Below are 16,916 nucleotides of genomic sequence, written 5' to 3'. Positions count from 1 at the left end.
TCTTTCCGCCACGCTCGAACACGCCGGACGCGCCTTCCAGAAGCGCCCGTTTCCAGCTGTGGATCATCGTTGGGTGAACGCCAAACTGGCTCGCCAGCTCAGCAACAGTCCGCTCGCCCTTCAAAGCCTCAAGCGCGACTTTCGCTTTGAACTCGGGCGAATGGTTCTTCCGTTTCGACATCTCTGATCTCCTCTTCGTCGAAGATCAGCAAACAACAAATCGTAGCTTACGTCAGTGTCCGAAATTCAGGGGGTAGCTCATACTGCGAGCTGTTCTCCTGGTTTGGAAATGCGATAAGCTTAATCATCCGGAAATTCAGGCCCGTGCATGTCAAATGGTAACTAAGTCCGCACAGTGCACCTTCGACTTGAGCTTGATGAAGTATTCAAAAACTTAACCAGTTTACGTCCGATTAAGAGTTGCGAAATCTGTACTCTGCTGCGTAGGCAGGCATCACCTGTCGGGAACGTGCCGCATCTGTCTCTGAGGATGTGATCTCATGCCAAATCCAAGTGTAAAAAACGTACAACCCCCACTGAAAACCCGGTACATTTTGTACATTTCAGGGCTCAATCCCCCGGCTTGACCCGGCGGGGCGGGTGGACCACAACTCGGTCAAAAGCCCCTCAAGGAACGGATGGCAACCATGGTTTATGATCCCGACAACATCTTCGCCAAAATTCTGCGCGGCGAGATACCTTCGTCAAAAGTTTACGAAGACGCCGACACACTGGCCTTCATGGACATCATGCCTCGTGCCGATGGGCATTTGCTGGTGATCCCCAAAACGCCCTGCCGCAATGTGCTGGATGCCACGCCCGACCAACTGGCGGCGGTTATGAACACCGTTCAAAAGATGGCTCGTGCAGTGATGAAAGCCTTCGACGCGGACGGTGTAACCATTCAGCAATTCAACGAAACCGCAGGCGGGCAGGAGGTTTTCCATCTCCACTTTCACGTCCTGCCGCGTCATGACGGCGTGTCGATGCGCCCACCTGGTAAAATGGGTGATTTCGACCTGATTGCCGAGCATGCGGAGAAGATACAAATCGCTTTGTAGTCAATATCTTACGGTCTTTTTGTGAGGTGATAGTTCGGACTATTACCCACACCCGCCCGCGCATATCGTCGTGACCGGAGACAAGAAAACCCGAAACCCCTCCTTGGGACCGACCAAGTGACTCAATAGCCGGATAACGCAGAAATCGCCTGCTCCCTTGCAACGCGAATTGGCCATAAGATTAAGCGGGAAGGGGGAAATGAATTGCCGTTCCGATTTGGGGTCGGAACGGCAGACTCGTAACCAAACACTTCTCGGATTTCGAGGGCGAGCCCTTGATCACCGGTTTAACATACCACTCACTCTTGATTGGCAGTTTCATATTACTCGTTAACAACTCCGGTGTATCCTAGAGAATTAAAATTTGCCTAAAGAATACCGTAAAACTGGATCGTTCTTGGTAAATTGCGACGTGTTTCGGAAACAGAGCCTTCCGCCCATCCATATTGTTGTATCAGGGAGCGACAGAATCTGATTCGACGACTGCTGAACCCCAGACAGAATCAGGTTTCCGAAGCGCCAAAAACCTCTTCAAAGGTTTTCTTCAAGGCCGCATCAAGATCATCCATGGTGACCGGAAGACCCAAATCCACCAACGAGGTCACGCCGTATTCGCTGATCCCGCAGGGAACAATGCCCGAAAAATGCTCCAGGTCCGGTTCGACATTAACCGAAATGCCATGAAAACTGACCCATTTTCGCAAACGCAAGCCAATTGCCGCGATCTTGTCCTCTGCCGGTTTGCCGGTCACCGTCAGCGGTTTGTCGTCGCGCCGCACCCAGACACCAACGCGCCCGTCGCGTATTTCGCCATGCACGTTGAATTCGGCAAGTGCCGATATCACCCAGTTTTCCAACTGTTTCACGAATTGGCGCACGTCGCGCCCGCGCTTGTTCAGATCCAGCATGACATAGGCCACACGCTGACCGGGGCCGTGATAGGTGTACTCGCCGCCCCGTTTGCTTGCATAAACCGGAAAGCGGTCAGGATCGGTCAGGTCTTCTACCTTAGCTGACGTGCCTGCCGTATAAAGCGGCGGGTGTTCCAGTAACCAGATGCACTCCTCCGCGTCGCCGCGTGCAATCCCGGCGACGCGTGCCTCCATAAAGGCGGTCGCTTCGTCATAACTGGTCAGACCATCGGTGATTTTCCATTCCATGGCGGCCTCATATCCGTCCATAGCGGGCAGGGGAAGAGGGGTCAGGCCGCTTCGGCCAAACACTGTTGCAGCACCCGGGAATAGGTATCGACCCCTTGCGCGCCGGTCAGCAGGTATTTTCCGCCAAACACCATGGACGGCACACCTGAGATACCCCTGCTGGTCCAGAATTGCTGTTTCTCTCGAACCAAGGCGATGCGTTCGCCGGTCTCAAGCACCTGACGTGCGGCATCAGGGTTCAGCCCGGCAGACGTGACGGCCTGCAGCAGAGCCTCAGTGTCGGACACATCCTGTTGCCGTGTGAAATATGCGTCGAAAAGCGCAAGCTTCAATTGGTGTTGCTGGCCCTGACTTTCGGCCCAATCCAGCAACTGATGCGCCTTGAATGTATTCACGATCCGACTGTCTTCGTGAAAGTTGAAGGTGAACCCCAGTTCTGCTCCGATCGCCGTTAGCCTGTCACGTGCCTGCTGGCTCTGTTCGGGGGTCGAGCCATATTTCTCAGTGATGTGTTCCCGCAGGTTCTGCCCTTCAGGCGGCATGTTCGGGTTCAATTCGAACGGGTGCCAGCGAATTTGGGCCTGGATGCCCTGCTGTTTCAATGCCACGTCAAGCTGGCGAAACCCGACTATGCACCACGGGCACACGACGTCTGATACGATATCGATTTGGATGATGGCGCGGGTATCGGGCGAGGTCATCTGCGGCTCCTGTCAGATCGAAACTGTGTTGATCACCGGCTTAGATAGGACTGCTGCGAAGGTTTTTAAACCAGTGTGTTTTTGCCTCTTCACATCGCGTGCGCCAACGTCTATACGCCGCTCTACCAAGTCATTGGCAGTGCGGTCGTGGCGGAATTGGTAGACGCGCAGCGTTGAGGTCGCTGTGGGGTAACTCCCGTGGAAGTTCGAGTCTTCTCGACCGCACCAAATCTTTTCGTATCCTGTGAAGTGCGGATCAGCTTATGCGAAGCTGACTTTGCCGTTCTTGTCTGTTCACTTGCATTGCAAATCCGTGGCCCGTAACTAAGCCAGGTGTCGGGAAGCGCGCCATGCCTCTGCAATGATGCGATTTTTCCCTTCGTCCTGAATTTGCGGGCCGTAATTGCGGGTAGGTGCGATGAGACTTGTCATATCAACGATGAAAGACGAGGGGCCGTTCATCCTTGAATGGATCGCCTATTACCTTTCGATCGGGTTCACACATTTCATCGTTAACTCGAATGACTGTTCTGACGGCACCGACGCGATCCTGAAAAGATGCGAGGAGCTGGGTTTTCTGGCGCATATCGATAACCCCGGTCCCTGGAAGCATGGGCCGCAGGCGTCGGCCTATGCGAACGCTATGGAACATCCCTGGTACGCTGAAGCCGAGTGGATTCTGGTTTGTGATGTGGATGAGTTCTTAGACATCCGTGTTGGGGACGGGTCGTTGGACGATCTGTTTCGCACCTTTCCACATGCAGATGGCTTTGCCGCGATATGGCAGATGTTCGGGCACAATGGGATTGTCGAGTTTGACGACAAGTTTGTAATCGAACAATTCACATATGCAGCAGAGTTGGGGGTGGTCACGCCGCAGAATGTGCGTGCTTTCAAATCGCTTGTCAGAAACAACGGGTCTTATCGGGCAATCAACACACACCGTCCGCGTGGCCCAATCGCCGGCAAGGCCGAAAGCTTTGCATGGATTGATGGTGACGGAGATCCCTTGCCACCTGCAATGCGGCGAAACGGTTGGTCTCATTCCACGACTGGCGCGGCCTTTGGGCAGCAGTTTTTCAGGATGAACCACTATGCCGTTCGGTCCATTGAGAGTTATCTGATGAAGCGGCTGCGGGGGGATGTAAACACAACCGCGTTTCATCCCAAGATGGAGGCGACGGGACAAGCCTATTGGCACATGCATTGCTTCAACAAAGTTGAAGAATTTTCGATCCTTTCCAAATTGGACCGCCTTGTAAAATCGTATGATGAACTACGTGCGGATGGTGTTCTGGGAGTCTTGCACGAAAAAGCTGTTGCTTATCACAAGCGCCGTATCTCGGAGATACGTGAAACAGAGGCCGCGCAGGGATTCATAACCCGGTACAAGAATTTTGCCGGGGGGCGATATATAAAGGCGCTGGATCTGGGCGTGATGGAAGAAGGCGATCTTTCCTTTGATGCCGAGACCTACAAAGACCCCGAAGTTTCTTTCGCGCAAGTTGCGAAATGGACGCGTTTGGGCAAGATGTCCAAACCTGAAAACTCACGACCCAATAACTATCCCTGGTTTACCCGGCTGGATTCTCTGGGAACGGCCATGGAGTACGAAGAAGCGGCGGCACAGCATGCATTAATCACTGATGCAAAACAGGTGGACTTGCCGTTCGATCCGAAGGACCCATCTTTCCTGCCGCAAGTGTCTCCGGAGGTTGAAAGAACGAAAGAGCAGCGACAGCGGTTCTTGCGGTCAATTAGTGGCAAGAAGAACTGGGTTTTGATCGGGCATGTCGAAACCGAAATCGTAGAAGAAATACTCGCATTGGATGCAGTCGCGCAATTGACAATCATCGGGCCATGGGGGCTGTCGTGGGATACGTTCGCCTGCAAGGATACAACGCAAGATAGTAATCTACAGGCCCTGGATCGCGCGTTCTATGCATTGCTGGAGTATTTCCGCGAACCGATCATTGCGGGGCGTCTGAGGGTCTACCGAGCGCTGCCGCCTTTGATGCTGAAGTTGTTTCAGGATCAAAGTGTGGGCGTCGTAATCATACGCGGCGTTCGCGCCGAGCGTGTCATGTTACAATTGTTGAACCGGATCGACAGGGTTCTGGCTCCGGGCGGAAGTATCGCCTTTACATCCTACAGGCGGGGCAAAGGGTCTTATTCCGGCATGTCTTCGGCGATTAACCGTTTTCTTGCGAGCAAAGCGAGTGACTATCGGATTACAAGCCTCGAGCCTCCGTGGCTTGGTATCGACAAGTTGCCACCACTTTCCAAAAACGACACATAGCTTCTGGTTCTTGAGGCAACGACATGTTAGCCATTGCCCAATAAACAAAACGGGTTTCGCGAGAAATCAATACCCGTCTGCAAGTGAGGTCGAGATGTCAAACGAACCCAGAGTGATCGGTGCTGTTCCCGGCAGCCAGAATAAACCGAACGCAGACAAGGCAACCAAGCGCAAGAATACAAAAGACGCGATCCGTCGTACGTTCCTGACGCGCCTTCCCAAGGGCGGGGTGGCTGTTGAGATCGGTGTCTGGCAGGGCGAGTTTTCTCCGACAATCCTGAAATTGCTTGAACCCAGTCAGTTGTTTCTGATCGATCCCTGGAAACATATTGGCGAGGAATCGCACACAACGGCGTTTGTCGGCCGGACCGAAGACGAAAAGATGGAAGCCATCTTCCAGAAGGTCGTCGCGTCCTTCGAAAAAGAGATCGAGGAAGGCAAGGTTGGCATCATTCGCGATTTCTCGGTGCCGGCATTAAAGCTCTTTGACGATGAGAGCATCTCTTTTGCCTATGTCGATGGGGATCATTCTTACGAGGGCGTTACTGCGGACCTGGAGGCGTTGTTTCCCAAGATCAAATCGGGTGGGATCATGGCGTTCGATGATTACCACCGTCGCGGCTGGTGGGGTGATGGCGTGATCCGGGCCGTCAACGAGTTTCTGGGCAAACACCCCCGTGAATTGCGTATCCGGGCAATTGCTGGTGCGCAGATCGCTATAGAAAAAATCACCCCGCAAGACGACAGCAAGAAACAGGGCGACTAAGCGTCTGGGGTGAATGGCAGCGATGAACAAGCCTGAAAAAATCCTCATCTCTGCGATGAAAAATGAGGGCCCGTATATTCTGGAATGGGTCGCTCATCATAAAGTTTTGGGTTTCGACAGGATCATTGTTTACACCAACGATTGCACGGACGGTACGAACAGAATTTTACGCCGCCTTGAGGCCCTGGGGCATGTTGAATTTCACAGGAACCGCGTGGGAACGGGCGGGATTCACAGATCAGCTCTGAGGCAGGCTCGCCGTTTGCCTGTCGTGAAAGAAGCCAAATGGGTCTATGTCTGCGATGCGGATGAGTTTCTGAATATTCATGTCGGAAACCATAAGGTGGACGACCTGATTGAGGCCACACCGGGCGTGGATGTCATTTCCATTCCATGGAAGATATTCTCGAACAGCGGTCGCCATGTGTTGCGCGACGCGCCAGTGACGCAGCAGTTTTTTGATGGTGAGTTAGAGTATGAGCAGGGCGGGGCGGGGCGCCGGTTCGTCAAATCGTTTTTCCGACAGGGCGAAGTCTATCTCCGCTATGGTATGCACAACCCGCATCCCAAATCCGAATTTGAGGCAGGTGTGTTCCGGTCTGTTCCCGGGGGGCACGCGAAAGAACCCGCACCTTTTGGGAATCATGTTGCACCGCCTTTTGGATTTGAGATTGCACAGATCAATCACTATGCGGTCCGCTCCACACAAGCCTATCTGGCCAAGCGCAGCCGTGGGCGAGCTAATCACTCGTCCCAGACGTTGGGAACGGAATACTGGGACCGTTGGAACAGGGGTGGCGCGGCGGATGAGACGATCCTCAGGTACAAGGACGAAGTTGACGCATTGATGGCGGAGTTTCAGTCTGACGAACGGCTTGCACGGCTGCACCGAAAAGCATTCCTGTGGCATAAGGCGTTGATCGAAGATCTTCTCAAACAGCCAGAGTACAACGCGCTTTACCAGACGCTTGTTAATAAGCCGGCTGTTGAATTTGTTGCAAAAGACCGCGGATTGCACGCACGTCTTTCGGCTGACAAGCAACCGTCTTCCAGCGAAAAACAGCCTGAATCCTGACAAACTCGCCCTCGGAGAAACTGCATATGGCTGCGGAAAATACTCTTCCTACAATCGGAATGCTCTGGTTGGAAGGTCCTCTCAGTTTTCTGGAACAGATGTGCCTTTTGTCGTTTGTCGCGAACGGGCACAGGGTCGTGCTGTTCCACTATGACGAAGTCGAGAATGTACCAGAAGGTATCGAACTGGTTTCCGCGAACGAGATTCACGAACCGCAGCGGTTCATCATGAACAACCAGTTCAAAACACCGGTTCCGCAATCTGATATTTTCAGGCTGCAGTTGATGCAAAAAACCGATTTTCTCTGGTGCGATACGGATGTGATTTCTTTGAAACCGATCCCGAAAGCGGATCATATTTTCGGTTTCTTCAATCGCAATACGATCTGCAATGCGATCATGCGGTTGCCGTCAGACAGCCCCGCATTGAAAGCGTATACGGAATACAGTCTTGATCCATTCCCGATCCGACCATGGGTAGAAGGTGAGGAACGCGAGAAGCTGGAACGCCAGAAAAAGGCCGGTGAGTTGCCTCATGCCTCGGATCAGGCACACAGCGTTTACGGACCCGGTGTCATGACGTGGTTTCTGCGACATCATGGCGAGATTGAACACGCTAGCCCACCCCCGGTGTTTTACCCTTTGCCGTTTCGGCAAACGGGGCAGGCGAACGACATTCCAGCGCGGGAGTTTCGAAAAAAGTACCTTACGGACCAGACGCAGGCCGTCCATCTTTGGGGCCGTCGGATGCGTTGGTGGATTGCCAAGGGTGTAAAACGTCATTCATTTCTGGATCGAAGGCTGCGCGGTTTGGGGATCAGTCCTGCCAATGCACCTTTGCCACGCAGAGGGCGGGGCGCGCCGCAGAAAATCGAGTTTCCCGACTCGCTTCCGGACTTGCGGATCAGCAAAGAGGAAATCAGTGAGGCCACCAACGGCGTGATGTCCGTAGCTCAGGTCGCAAACTCTGAGCAGTTCTTCAAATTGGCCCAGGTTGAATTGGATAAAATAAAAGACAGAGGGCTTTATGGGGTGAATGATAAACCCCAATCGGGTCATCAGCGAGGTTGGGATCACTATGCCAATGACGCATTGCGGTTGAATGCCATGTCTATGTCATTGTCAAGATTTGCCAACAATCAGCGCTATTTGCCTGATTTGAGCAACCCAAAGACCGTGACTGAGAAGATGCTGGTCATGAAGCTGTTTGCCGAGATGCCCGAAGTGTCGGCGGCGGATAAGTTGACGGCGGAAAGTTATATCCCAGAACCAGCCAGGAACCTTGTTACACCGGTGAAGCGCTATTGGGTTTCATCGTCGCCTGAGTTGCCGGAAGACCTCGATCTCGAGCCCGGCAGCTATTGGCTCAAATGCAATAACGGGCAGGGGCAAAACCACAGGATCACCTGGCCCATGAACACAGAAGACCGCAACCTGGCCAAGGAAAAGCTTACCAACTGGAGCAATAAACCCATTCCCCACGGCTTCTGGGCGGCAGAATGGTGGTATTCCACGATCGAAACGCGCTATTTCCTCGAGGAAGATTTGGCGGTTGAAGGTCAGGACATCATCGATTGGAAATTCTGGGTTGTCGCCGGAAAGGTCCAGATTGTTCAGGTCGACCGGGACCGCTCTCGGGGGCATGTGCAGATGATCCACGACCGGGATTTCAACTTCATCCCGAAAGAGCTGTATTTCCAGACAAGCGATGACACCGAGCCCAAGCCAGAGGTGTTTGACGATATGGTCGCAATTGCCGAAGCCGTCGGGCAACGTGTCGAGTTTGCGCGGGTGGACCTTTATGTAATTGGCGACAAGATTTATCTGGGCGAAATCACGCTCTGCCCGTTTGGCGGAAAACGCAAGATGCGTACGCCCGAACTGGATGTGCAGATGGGTGAGGCCTGGGTCGGCACCCGTCTGTTCCCGAACTGATCCGGTTACTCGACGGCGATTTCCTGACGCAGCTTTCCTGTTGTCTTGTCAAAGATCAGGACGCGGTTGTCGTCGGTCACGACCGCATACCAGCTGGATCCGATGGTCAGGGCCTGCGCCCGGGCACCATCGGGTAAGTCGATCTGATCAGGCAGGGTGGGGGTGCGGTCTGATAGGCGGATGACAATCAGGGCGAATGTCACTAGAACCCCGCCAATCATCACCGCGGTCAGCAGCATGACCATCCGCCGCAGCAATCGTAGCTGCGGGGTTTCCTGCGGTTCTTGGGGTTCGGAAGGGACAGTCATGGGCACCCGCCAGATTGAGTTTCAGATTGCGGCCGATCCGCCGCCTCGCCTTGATAAGGCGCTTTCGCGGGATGTGCCAGACGGTGAAAACCTGTCGCGCACGCGGTTGGCGCGCCTGATCGAGGATGGCGCGGTTCGGATCGACGGGACCCGGATGCAGGACCCAAAGGCCAAAGTGTCCGAAGGGGCGCAGGTCGTCATAACTGTGGCCGAGGCAGAAGACAGCCATATCGGCGCAGAAGACATCCCGCTTGAGGTTGTTTTCGAAGACGCAGACGTGATCGTCGCCAACAAGCCAGCAGGCATGGTCGTGCACCCCGCGCCGGGCTCGCCCGGGGGTACGATGGTCAACGCCTTGCTACACCATTGCGGTGACGCTTTGTCAGGTGTTGGGGGGGTGAAACGCCCCGGTATCGTTCACCGGATCGATAAGGAAACCAGCGGTCTTCTGGTGGTCGCTAAAACGGACGCCGCGCATCACGGGCTGGCCGAGCAATTCGCAGCACATAGCGTCGAGCGTTATTACCGTGCTGTGTGTTACGGGGTTCCGGATGCAAGTGATCCTCGTTTGCGCGGCGTCAAAGGTGTCAGCTTTGAGCCGGGCAACATCATGCGTGTGACGACCCAGCTTGCGCGGCACAAGACCGACCGTCAAAGGCAGGCGGTGTTGTTTCATGGCGGGCGCCACGCTGTGACACGCGCGCGGGTTGTTGAAACATTTGGTGCGCCTGCTGGTCTGGCTTTGATCGAATGCTGGCTCGAGACCGGGCGAACGCACCAGATCCGCGTTCATATGGCCCATGCCGGGCATGGGCTTGTCGGGGATCCGGTCTATGGTGGAAAGCGGAAACTGGCGACCAAGGCGTTTGTGCCTGCCGCCGCCGAATGCGTGTCCGGCTTTCCCCGGCAGGCGCTTCACGCCGCCGTATTGGGGTTCGAGCACCCGGTGACCGGCGAAAACCTGCGGTTTGAAGCCGAACTGCCGCAAGACATGGAGAACCTGATTGCCGCGCTTCGTGCACCGCTGACATAATAAGCAAAGTCCTGTGAGTAAGAGTTTCTTATCTTTCCTTCATGAAAGATTAATTTCAGACTGTTAGCAGCACCTCTTGAACAGGATGGGTTCTTTACCCATATCCTATGTTAAAGACTTAAACATTTGTCGGAGGGACATCATAATGGCAAATTACGCAAATCTCCCCGCGCCGACGCCCGAGGGCGGCCTGAACCGCTATATGCAGGAGATTCGCAAGTTTCCCCTGCTTGAGCCAGAAGAAGAATACATGCTGGCCAAGCGCTGGGTTGAAGAGCAGGACACAGAAGCCGCGCATAAGATGGTGACATCGCACCTGCGGCTGGCGGCCAAGATTGCCATGGGATATCGCGGCTACGGTCTGCCGCAAGCCGAAGTGATTTCCGAAGCCAATGTGGGCCTGATGCAGGCGGTCAAACGTTTTGACCCTGAAAAGGGTTTCCGTCTGGCCACCTATGCCATGTGGTGGATTCGCGCCTCGATTCAGGAATATATTCTGCGGTCATGGTCGCTGGTGAAACTGGGCACAACTTCGGCGCAGAAAAAACTGTTCTTCAACCTGCGCAAAGCCAAGGCGCGCATCGGTGCACTGGAAGAGGGCGACTTGCGCCCCGAAAACGTCGCGCAAATTGCCAATGATCTAGGCGTGACCGAAGAGGAAGTCATCAGCATGAACCGCCGTATGTCCGGCGGGGACGCTTCTCTGAACGCCACGGTCGGGTCCGAAGGCGAAGGCACGATGCAATGGCAGGACTGGCTTGAGGATGAAGACGCCGACCAGGCCGGAGATTATGAGGCGCGCGATGAGTTGGAAGCGCGTCGCGAGTTGCTTGCTGCGGCGCTGGACGTGTTGAACGACCGTGAAAAGGACATCCTGACCCAGCGCCGGTTGCTGGATCAACCGGTTACGCTGGAGGACCTCAGCGCCCAATACAATGTCAGCCGCGAGCGGATCCGTCAGATCGAAGTTCGCGCGTTCGAGAAGCTGCAAAAGAAAATGCGGGATCTGGCACGTGAAAAAGGGATGCTGGGTGTCAGCTGACCACAATACCAGCCTGCAATAGCTGCGGGCTGGTTTTTACACTTGTGCGAAGAAACCGCCTCTTCGCGCACATGCCCGGCGCGTCCTGACAGATCATTTCCTGCTGAACGCGTATGACCGCTATCCAGACTGTGAAGCCAAAAGAATGGCCGCAGGGCCAAAGCTATGGTACGGCAAAGACGCGTTTCATTTCGATGACGGTGTGACAGGTCGATCCTGCGGACCTCGCAGGGGCACGAACCCTTTGGGGTTCAAACATCTATGGAGAGCGTTATGCAAAAACCGGTTCAGTTTGGCGTGTTAGGTGCCGCGAAATTCGCGCGTGAATACATGGCACCGGCGATACATGCCGCCAACGGGGCGCGACTGGCTGCGCTGGCGACGTCAGACGCGGCAAAGGCTGAACCTTTTTCGTCGTTCTGTCCCGATCTGAAAGTGTTCGAAAGCTATGATGCGCTGTTGGCGGACCCTGGTATTGATGCGGTCTACATACCACTGCCCAACCATCTTCATGTGGAATGGAGCCTGAAAGCGCTGGATGCCGGCAAGCATGTGCTGTGCGAAAAGCCGATGACAATGAAGGTGGACGAGTTTGACGCATTGATCCAAAAGCGCGACGAAAGCGGCTTGCTTGCCGCCGAGGCGTATATGATCGTGCATCACCCCCAATGGCAATTGGCGCGCAAACTGATTGCGGATGGTGCAATCGGCAATCTGGTGCACGTAACCGGAGCGTTCAGTTTCGACAATCGGGCAGATACCCAGAATATTCGTAACCGCGCTGAAACGGGCGGCGGCGGATTGCGAGACATCGGTGTTTACGTAATTGGCGGAGCCCGGTTTGCAACGGGGCGGGAACCGGTGGCGATACAGTCAGCCATCCGTTGGCAGGATGATATCGACATCTTCACCGAAATTCGCGCGCAGTTCCCCGGTTTTACCTACTCAAGCTACGTGTCCATTCGGATGCATCCCCATCAGGAAATGGTGTTTCACGGGGAAAATGGCCTGATCCGCCTGACTACACCGTTTAATGCGCGTGTGTTTGGTGAAGCCCGGGTCGAGTTGCACCGCCCGGGGCTTGAGGTGCTGGTCACCCGGTTCCCCGGCGCAGACCATTACAAGCTTCAGGTCGAGGCCTATTGCCGCTCGGTCAGGGAAGGGGCAGAATATCCCTGTCCGCTGGAATTCTCTCGGGGGACGCAAGAGGTGATTGACCGCGTGTTCGAGGGCGCAGTTTCGCTGTAACTTGCCCTTTGCGCGCAGGCTCGGCTATCCTTTTGCTTACGTTTAGCAGGAGATGACCCATGGCCGGAGGCTGGGCGCGCGACGGCGCAGTGAGCGAACAGATCGAAGCGTCGATTTCGGATGAACTGGCGCGGATGCAGGCGCAAAAGCGGCCTGTTGGTGAAAGCCTGACCCATTGCGCCGAATGCGAAGAGCCGATCCCTGAGAAACGCCGCGTTGCTTTGCCGGGCGTGAAGCTGTGCCTTGATTGCCAGCAGGAACGGGATGGTGCGTACAAGGCACGTGGCGGCGTCAATCGGCGTGGGTCAAAAGACAGCCAGTTGAAGTGATCTCAGGTACGGCTGCTACAAGCCCAGACTTATTGCTACGCAAACTGTTCGATCACCAGAATATTGTAAGCTTTGCCATATGCTCTCGAAACATTCCCAGGGCATCAATTGGTAAGATTGCGCCATCTTCGAGCAATATCTTGGTTCGGATTAGTTCAGGGCCAAACTCTCGTTCATGGTAAAAGAACACGATTTCGATTTCTCGCTGACTTGCAATGTCTTGTTCAGAGATAAATCCTGACAAAGAACCTCCACGCATACGTGCTGGACGTGTTTTCAGGCATTGACCGGCGCCGCTTACTACCAATTCCGTGCAATAAACCTTGCGTTCTGAAAGATACCTTTCGCTCAAACTTCCATAGTGTTCAGACGTGTAAGGCGTGATGGCTTCCAAGAGAGCTGTGACCGGAGAAGCGCACTCTAAGCAGGTGTATCTAATAAATGCCTCATTGAACTCGGCTGACCAGATTTCCTCTCTTTCCATGTTGGCGATAAGGTATGACCCATCAAGGCGACCAAACCGAGTGCCTTCTGCATAGCTTGTTTGTGCGAACAGAATTGTGGCGATTGCCATCAATTGAGTAAGAAGTTTCAATGGCCATCCAGCATTCAAGGTTACTTTTCTTCACTGAGAAATCACTTTTACCATAAAGTCCGGTCCAAAGCTGTTCAACGCCAGCTTCGTCCCGCGTAGCGGGCGTTCAGGGGCCCCTTGGGCGCGACAGTGCCGGGCATGGCAGGTTTTTTCAGCAAGGCAGATGTCGCGACCCTCTGTCGAGGGCGTCTCAACCCTCCATCGCCTCCAACTCGTCAATGAAGCCTGAGATCATCGACAGGCCCTTTTCCCAGAACTTGGGGTCGCTGGCGTCCAGGCCGAACGGGGCCAGCAGTTCCTTGTGGTGCATTGAACCACCAGCGCGCAGCATGTCGAAATACTTGTCCTCAAACCCTTCCGCGCCGCTTTCGTATACCGAATAAAGCGCGTTCACGAGGCCGTCGCCGAAGGCATAGGCATAGACATAAAAGGGCGAGTGGACGAAGTGGGGGATGTATGCCCAGAAGGTCTCGTACCCGTCCATGAATTCGAATGCGGGGCCAAGGCTTTCGGCCTGAACGCTCATCCACAGGGCGTTGATGTCATCCGGGGTCAGCTCGCCCTCACGTCGGGCGGCGTGCAACTTGCATTCAAAGTCGTAGAAGGCGATCTGGCGGACCACCGTGTTGATCATATCTTCGACCTTGCCAGCCAGCAGAACCTTGCGCTGTTCCGGGGTTTCGGCCTGTTCCAGCATCTTGCGGAATGTCAGCATCTCACCAAAGACCGAGGCGGTTTCCGCCAGTGTCAGCGGGGTGGATGACAGCATCTCGCCCTGACCGGCGGCCAGCACCTGATGGACGCCGTGACCCAGTTCATGGGCAAGCGTCATCACATCGCGCGGTTTGCCCAGATAGTTGAGCATCACATAGGGGTGGACATCTGTAACTGTCGGATGTGCGAAGGCCCCCGGCGCTTTGCCCGGTTTCACCGCCGCGTCGATCCATCCTTTTGAGAAGAAAGGCGCCGCGATTTCACCCATCCGGGGGTCAAAGGCATTATACGCGTTCATCACCGTCTTTTGGGCCTCTTCCCAATTCACGACACGCGTGTCTTCCATGGGCAGGGGCGCGTTGCGGTCCCAGACCTGCATGACGTCCAGTCCAAGCCACTTGCGCTTCAGCTCATAATAGCGATGACTCAGCTTGGGGTAGGCGGCCACGACCGCCTCGCGCAGGGCCTCGACCACTTCTGGTTCGACATCGTTCGACAGGTGACGCCCGGTCTGAGCGGTCGGCATGTTGCGCCAGCGATCAACGATTTCTTTCTCTTTGGCCTGCGTGTTGTGAACGCGGGCAAAGGTTTTGATATTGTCCTGAAAGACCGAAGCCAGTTCACGCGCCGCGGCCTCACGTTTCGCGCGGTCCTGTTCTGTCAGCTGATTCAGGGTGCCTTCGATGTTCAGTTCTTCACCGTCGACATGAAAGGCCAGTCCGGCAATCGTTTCGTCGAACAGACGTTCCCACGCGTCGCCGACAACCCCCAGATCATGAAGGAACTTTTCCAGTTCATCAGACAGCTGATAGGGCTTCATTGCGCGGATGCGACGGAACACAGGTTCGTAGCGGGCGAGATCCGTGTTCGCCGCAAAATGCGCTTTCAGAACATCGTCTTCGATCCGGTTGATCTCGAGCGTGAAGAACACCAGCGGAGTGGTGAAGATCGTGATCTTTTCCTGCATGTCCGACAGGAATTTGGCGCGCTCTGCATCTGTGGTCAGTTGATAATAGCGCAGACCGGCAAAGGACATGATACGCCCGGCGATGGCGTTGATCTTTTCGTTGCGATGCACACAGGTCAGCAGGTCTGCGGCCTCCAGATCGGCCAGCTTGCCTTCGTAATCAGCAGCAAACGCGGCACATTCACCTTCCAGCCAATCCAGATCGCGCGCTAATTCGGGTGCGTCTTCCGAGGTATAGAGATCGCTCAGATCCCATTCCGGAAGATTGCCCAGATTGCCGGAACCACCGATTGCGTTCGCGTCACGGACAGGGAAGGGAAGGTCGCGCATGGATCACCTTTAGTAGACTGCTTTTGCAAACATCTAGGGCTGGCGCGCCCGGATCACAAGCGGCCAATCCCAAAGGTGAAAAGGTTTACGAGGAAACCAGCTTGGAAGCGCCATTGGCCTGGTTGGCCAGAAAATGCGCCGCGATCTGGTCCAGAACAGGCCCTCGAACGTTGGGTGCTTCCATTAGTACCTCGTGTTCACCATCCGGAATTTCGATCAGCGTTCCGTTGGGCCAATTGGCCATGCGCGCACGAATTGCCTTGCGGTCCACAATTTGCTCATGGCTGCCCAAGAATGTCAGGCACGGAGTTTTCGGGGCGGGCTGTTCCATCAACCATGCACATTCGTCCAGCGACTCGCGCAGCCACAGATTTGAAGGGGCACCCAGCGCGAGTTCAGGATGTGCGTTCAACTGATCCTGCATCATCCGGTACATGTCCGGGTCACGGGTCAGCATATTTCCCTCGAAAGGTTGCGACAGGACATAGCTTTTGAGCGTAGTGGTGGGGGGTGTGCGCTCGCCCAGGCCAAGTGCTGTGCCCCAATAGGCTGTCACGCGGCTTAGGGGTTTCATGACCGGAGTGAAGAAAATTCCCCACATAGGGCCCGTGAAGGCACACGCAGCAAAGCAGCCATTCTCGATGACGGCACGCAACCCGATTGCACCGCCCATCGAATGCCCGACCACGTACCATGGTTTCGGCAGGTCCAGCGCGCTTGCAAGTTTCAGGGTGACCTGAACGTCCTGCTGGTAATCGGTGAACTGATCGACATGTCCGACCCGAGCATCGTCCAGCAACCGATCTGCAAGACCCTGACCGCGCCAGTCGACGGCCAGCATGGCGAACCCACACTCTACGAATTCGCTGGCAGTATTGCCGTATTTTTCAATGTATTCCGTGCGTCCCGGAAACATCATGACAGTGCCATGTGCCTTTCCGCCCGGAAGCCAGTGAGCAACGCGGATGCGTTTTTGATCCGACGTCGTCAACCAGTGGGCCTTACCACCGGCGGGGCCGCCGGCCACGTCTTCAAACAAAGGGGCCGGCGAGAACTCCATCAGGCCAGTACCGATGCCAGCTTCATGGCAACACCCATGTCGCCATCAATGCTCAGCTTTCCGGACATGAACGCACCTGTCGGGTTCAATTCACCGCTGAGGATTTGTTCGAACGTGTCGGCATCCGCGCTTAGGGTGACATCAGCATCATCGTCGCTGACCCGCGCGCCGTTGGAATCCAGGACAATAGCCCCCAGGTCGGCGATATCAAACTTGGCCGAGGCATCAAACGCGCCGCCTTCCAGTTTTTCATTCAAAGAGGCGGCTGCCTTTTCAAGTGTCTCGCTCATGTTT

Annotated in this window: 17 protein-coding genes and 1 tRNA gene; 10 read left to right on the top strand and 8 right to left on the bottom strand. The window is 55.0% G+C overall.

Annotated features, from left to right (window positions below):
* Positions 1 to 181: transposase (locus ACR0CE_RS04885; RefSeq protein ID WP_480831195.1), on the bottom strand; the 181-nt coding region annotated here is incomplete at its 3' end.
* Between the two features lie 457 nt (positions 182 to 638).
* Between ACR0CE_RS04885 and ACR0CE_RS04880 the strand changes: the two genes are divergently transcribed.
* Positions 639 to 1,061, top strand: coding sequence for an HIT family protein (locus ACR0CE_RS04880; RefSeq protein WP_480505592.1), 423 nt, complete (start codon positions 639 to 641; stop codon positions 1,059 to 1,061).
* 503 nt (positions 1,062 to 1,564) lie between these two features.
* Here ACR0CE_RS04880 and lipB read toward each other — a convergent pair.
* Complete coding sequence (lipB, locus tag ACR0CE_RS04875) at positions 1,565 to 2,221, bottom strand: lipoyl(octanoyl) transferase LipB (RefSeq protein ID WP_480831192.1); 657 nt, start codon at positions 2,219 to 2,221, stop codon at positions 1,565 to 1,567.
* Positions 2,222 to 2,262: 41 nt separating this feature from the next.
* Entirely contained in the window at positions 2,263 to 2,922 is a 660-nt protein-coding gene (locus ACR0CE_RS04870; RefSeq protein WP_480831190.1) for a DsbA family oxidoreductase, read from the bottom strand.
* Positions 2,923 to 3,063: 141 nt separating this feature from the next.
* Between ACR0CE_RS04870 and ACR0CE_RS04865 the strand changes: the two genes are divergently transcribed.
* From ACR0CE_RS04865 to ACR0CE_RS04845, 5 genes are all read left to right on the top strand, one after another.
* Positions 3,064 to 3,150, top strand: a tRNA-Leu gene (locus ACR0CE_RS04865).
* A 190-nt stretch (positions 3,151 to 3,340) separates the two neighbouring features.
* On the top strand, positions 3,341 to 5,221 hold the full coding sequence (locus tag ACR0CE_RS04860; RefSeq protein ID WP_480831189.1) for a glycosyltransferase family 2 protein: 1,881 nt from the start codon (positions 3,341 to 3,343) through the stop codon (positions 5,219 to 5,221).
* 94 nt (positions 5,222 to 5,315) lie between these two features.
* Positions 5,316 to 5,987, top strand: a complete 672-nt coding sequence (locus tag ACR0CE_RS04855) for a class I SAM-dependent methyltransferase (RefSeq protein ID WP_480583676.1) — start codon at positions 5,316 to 5,318, stop codon at positions 5,985 to 5,987.
* 13 nt (positions 5,988 to 6,000) lie between these two features.
* Positions 6,001 to 7,062 (top strand): glycosyltransferase family 2 protein, encoded by a 1,062-nt coding sequence (locus ACR0CE_RS04850; RefSeq protein ID WP_480831186.1) that lies wholly within the window; start codon positions 6,001 to 6,003, stop codon positions 7,060 to 7,062.
* 26 nt (positions 7,063 to 7,088) lie between these two features.
* Complete coding sequence (locus tag ACR0CE_RS04845) at positions 7,089 to 8,996, top strand: ATP-grasp fold amidoligase family protein (RefSeq protein ID WP_480831184.1); 1,908 nt, start codon at positions 7,089 to 7,091, stop codon at positions 8,994 to 8,996.
* A 5-nt stretch (positions 8,997 to 9,001) separates the two neighbouring features.
* On the opposite strand, the gene ACR0CE_RS04840 is transcribed toward ACR0CE_RS04845, so the two are convergent.
* Positions 9,002 to 9,304, bottom strand: a complete 303-nt coding sequence (locus tag ACR0CE_RS04840; protein ID WP_480831182.1) for a DUF6476 family protein — start codon at positions 9,302 to 9,304, stop codon at positions 9,002 to 9,004.
* Between ACR0CE_RS04840 and ACR0CE_RS04835 the strand changes: the two genes are divergently transcribed.
* From ACR0CE_RS04835 to ACR0CE_RS04820, 4 genes are all read left to right on the top strand, one after another.
* A complete protein-coding gene (locus tag ACR0CE_RS04835) occupies positions 9,303 to 10,337 on the top strand; it encodes an RluA family pseudouridine synthase (RefSeq protein WP_480831180.1) in 1,035 nt (344 codons plus the stop codon). The two genes, ACR0CE_RS04840 and ACR0CE_RS04835, sit on opposite strands and share 2 nt — an antisense overlap.
* A gap of 145 nt (positions 10,338 to 10,482) precedes the next feature.
* Positions 10,483 to 11,379: an RNA polymerase sigma factor RpoH gene (gene rpoH / locus ACR0CE_RS04830; RefSeq protein WP_267366971.1), complete on the top strand. Its 897-nt coding sequence runs from the start codon at positions 10,483 to 10,485 to the stop codon at positions 11,377 to 11,379.
* 273 nt (positions 11,380 to 11,652) lie between these two features.
* Positions 11,653 to 12,627: a Gfo/Idh/MocA family protein gene (locus tag ACR0CE_RS04825; protein ID WP_480831178.1), complete on the top strand. Its 975-nt coding sequence runs from the start codon at positions 11,653 to 11,655 to the stop codon at positions 12,625 to 12,627.
* Positions 12,628 to 12,686: 59 nt separating this feature from the next.
* Positions 12,687 to 12,956, top strand: a complete 270-nt coding sequence (locus tag ACR0CE_RS04820; protein WP_480485956.1) for a DksA/TraR family C4-type zinc finger protein — start codon at positions 12,687 to 12,689, stop codon at positions 12,954 to 12,956.
* Positions 12,957 to 13,008: 52 nt separating this feature from the next.
* Here ACR0CE_RS04820 and ACR0CE_RS04815 read toward each other — a convergent pair whose 3' ends face one another.
* The 4 genes from ACR0CE_RS04815 to ACR0CE_RS04800 form a co-directional block, all read right to left on the bottom strand.
* The gene (locus ACR0CE_RS04815) at positions 13,009 to 13,530 is read right to left on the bottom strand and encodes a hypothetical protein (RefSeq protein WP_480556324.1); all 522 of its coding nucleotides are present in this window, start codon (positions 13,528 to 13,530) and stop codon (positions 13,009 to 13,011) included.
* A 211-nt stretch (positions 13,531 to 13,741) separates the two neighbouring features.
* Positions 13,742 to 15,562, bottom strand: a complete 1,821-nt coding sequence (locus ACR0CE_RS04810; RefSeq protein WP_480831176.1) for a M3 family oligoendopeptidase — start codon at positions 15,560 to 15,562, stop codon at positions 13,742 to 13,744.
* Positions 15,563 to 15,647: 85 nt separating this feature from the next.
* Positions 15,648 to 16,622 carry an alpha/beta fold hydrolase gene (locus tag ACR0CE_RS04805; RefSeq protein ID WP_480831174.1) on the bottom strand — a complete coding sequence of 325 codons (975 nt, stop codon included), beginning with the start codon at positions 16,620 to 16,622 and terminating at the stop codon, positions 15,648 to 15,650.
* Entirely contained in the window at positions 16,622 to 16,912 is a 291-nt protein-coding gene (locus ACR0CE_RS04800) for an SCP2 sterol-binding domain-containing protein (RefSeq protein WP_480831172.1), read from the bottom strand. The genes ACR0CE_RS04805 and ACR0CE_RS04800 overlap by 1 nt, the downstream gene beginning before the upstream one ends.
* Positions 16,913 to 16,916: the final 4 nt, after the last annotated feature.

It is taken from the genome of Ruegeria sp. L11, assembly GCF_056531755.1.
This window is presented reverse-complemented; position numbering and strand designations above follow the sequence as displayed.

Excerpts from the sequence above, each read along its gene's own strand:
- ACR0CE_RS04880 (WP_480505592.1), top strand. The coding sequence starts at position 639 with ATGGCAACCATGGTTTATGATCCCGACAACATCTTCGCCAAAATTCTG.
- lipB (WP_480831192.1), bottom strand. The coding sequence starts at position 2,221 with ATGGAATGGAAAATCACCGATGGTCTGACCAGTTATGACGAAGCGACC.
- ACR0CE_RS04870 (WP_480831190.1), bottom strand. The coding sequence starts at position 2,922 with ATGACCTCGCCCGATACCCGCGCCATCATCCAAATCGATATCGTATCA.
- ACR0CE_RS04860 (WP_480831189.1), top strand. The coding sequence starts at position 3,341 with ATGAGACTTGTCATATCAACGATGAAAGACGAGGGGCCGTTCATCCTT.
- ACR0CE_RS04855 (WP_480583676.1), top strand. The coding sequence starts at position 5,316 with ATGTCAAACGAACCCAGAGTGATCGGTGCTGTTCCCGGCAGCCAGAAT.
- ACR0CE_RS04850 (WP_480831186.1), top strand. The coding sequence starts at position 6,001 with ATGGCAGCGATGAACAAGCCTGAAAAAATCCTCATCTCTGCGATGAAA.
- ACR0CE_RS04845 (WP_480831184.1), top strand. The coding sequence starts at position 7,089 with ATGGCTGCGGAAAATACTCTTCCTACAATCGGAATGCTCTGGTTGGAA.
- ACR0CE_RS04835 (WP_480831180.1), top strand. The coding sequence starts at position 9,303 with ATGGGCACCCGCCAGATTGAGTTTCAGATTGCGGCCGATCCGCCGCCT.
- ACR0CE_RS04840 (WP_480831182.1), bottom strand. The coding sequence starts at position 9,304 with ATGACTGTCCCTTCCGAACCCCAAGAACCGCAGGAAACCCCGCAGCTA.
- rpoH (WP_267366971.1), top strand. The coding sequence starts at position 10,483 with ATGGCAAATTACGCAAATCTCCCCGCGCCGACGCCCGAGGGCGGCCTG.
- ACR0CE_RS04825 (WP_480831178.1), top strand. The coding sequence starts at position 11,653 with ATGCAAAAACCGGTTCAGTTTGGCGTGTTAGGTGCCGCGAAATTCGCG.
- ACR0CE_RS04820 (WP_480485956.1), top strand. The coding sequence starts at position 12,687 with ATGGCCGGAGGCTGGGCGCGCGACGGCGCAGTGAGCGAACAGATCGAA.
- ACR0CE_RS04815 (WP_480556324.1), bottom strand. The coding sequence starts at position 13,530 with ATGGCAATCGCCACAATTCTGTTCGCACAAACAAGCTATGCAGAAGGC.
- ACR0CE_RS04810 (WP_480831176.1), bottom strand. The coding sequence starts at position 15,562 with ATGCGCGACCTTCCCTTCCCTGTCCGTGACGCGAACGCAATCGGTGGT.
- ACR0CE_RS04805 (WP_480831174.1), bottom strand. The coding sequence starts at position 16,622 with ATGGAGTTCTCGCCGGCCCCTTTGTTTGAAGACGTGGCCGGCGGCCCC.
- ACR0CE_RS04800 (WP_480831172.1), bottom strand. The coding sequence starts at position 16,912 with ATGAGCGAGACACTTGAAAAGGCAGCCGCCTCTTTGAATGAAAAACTG.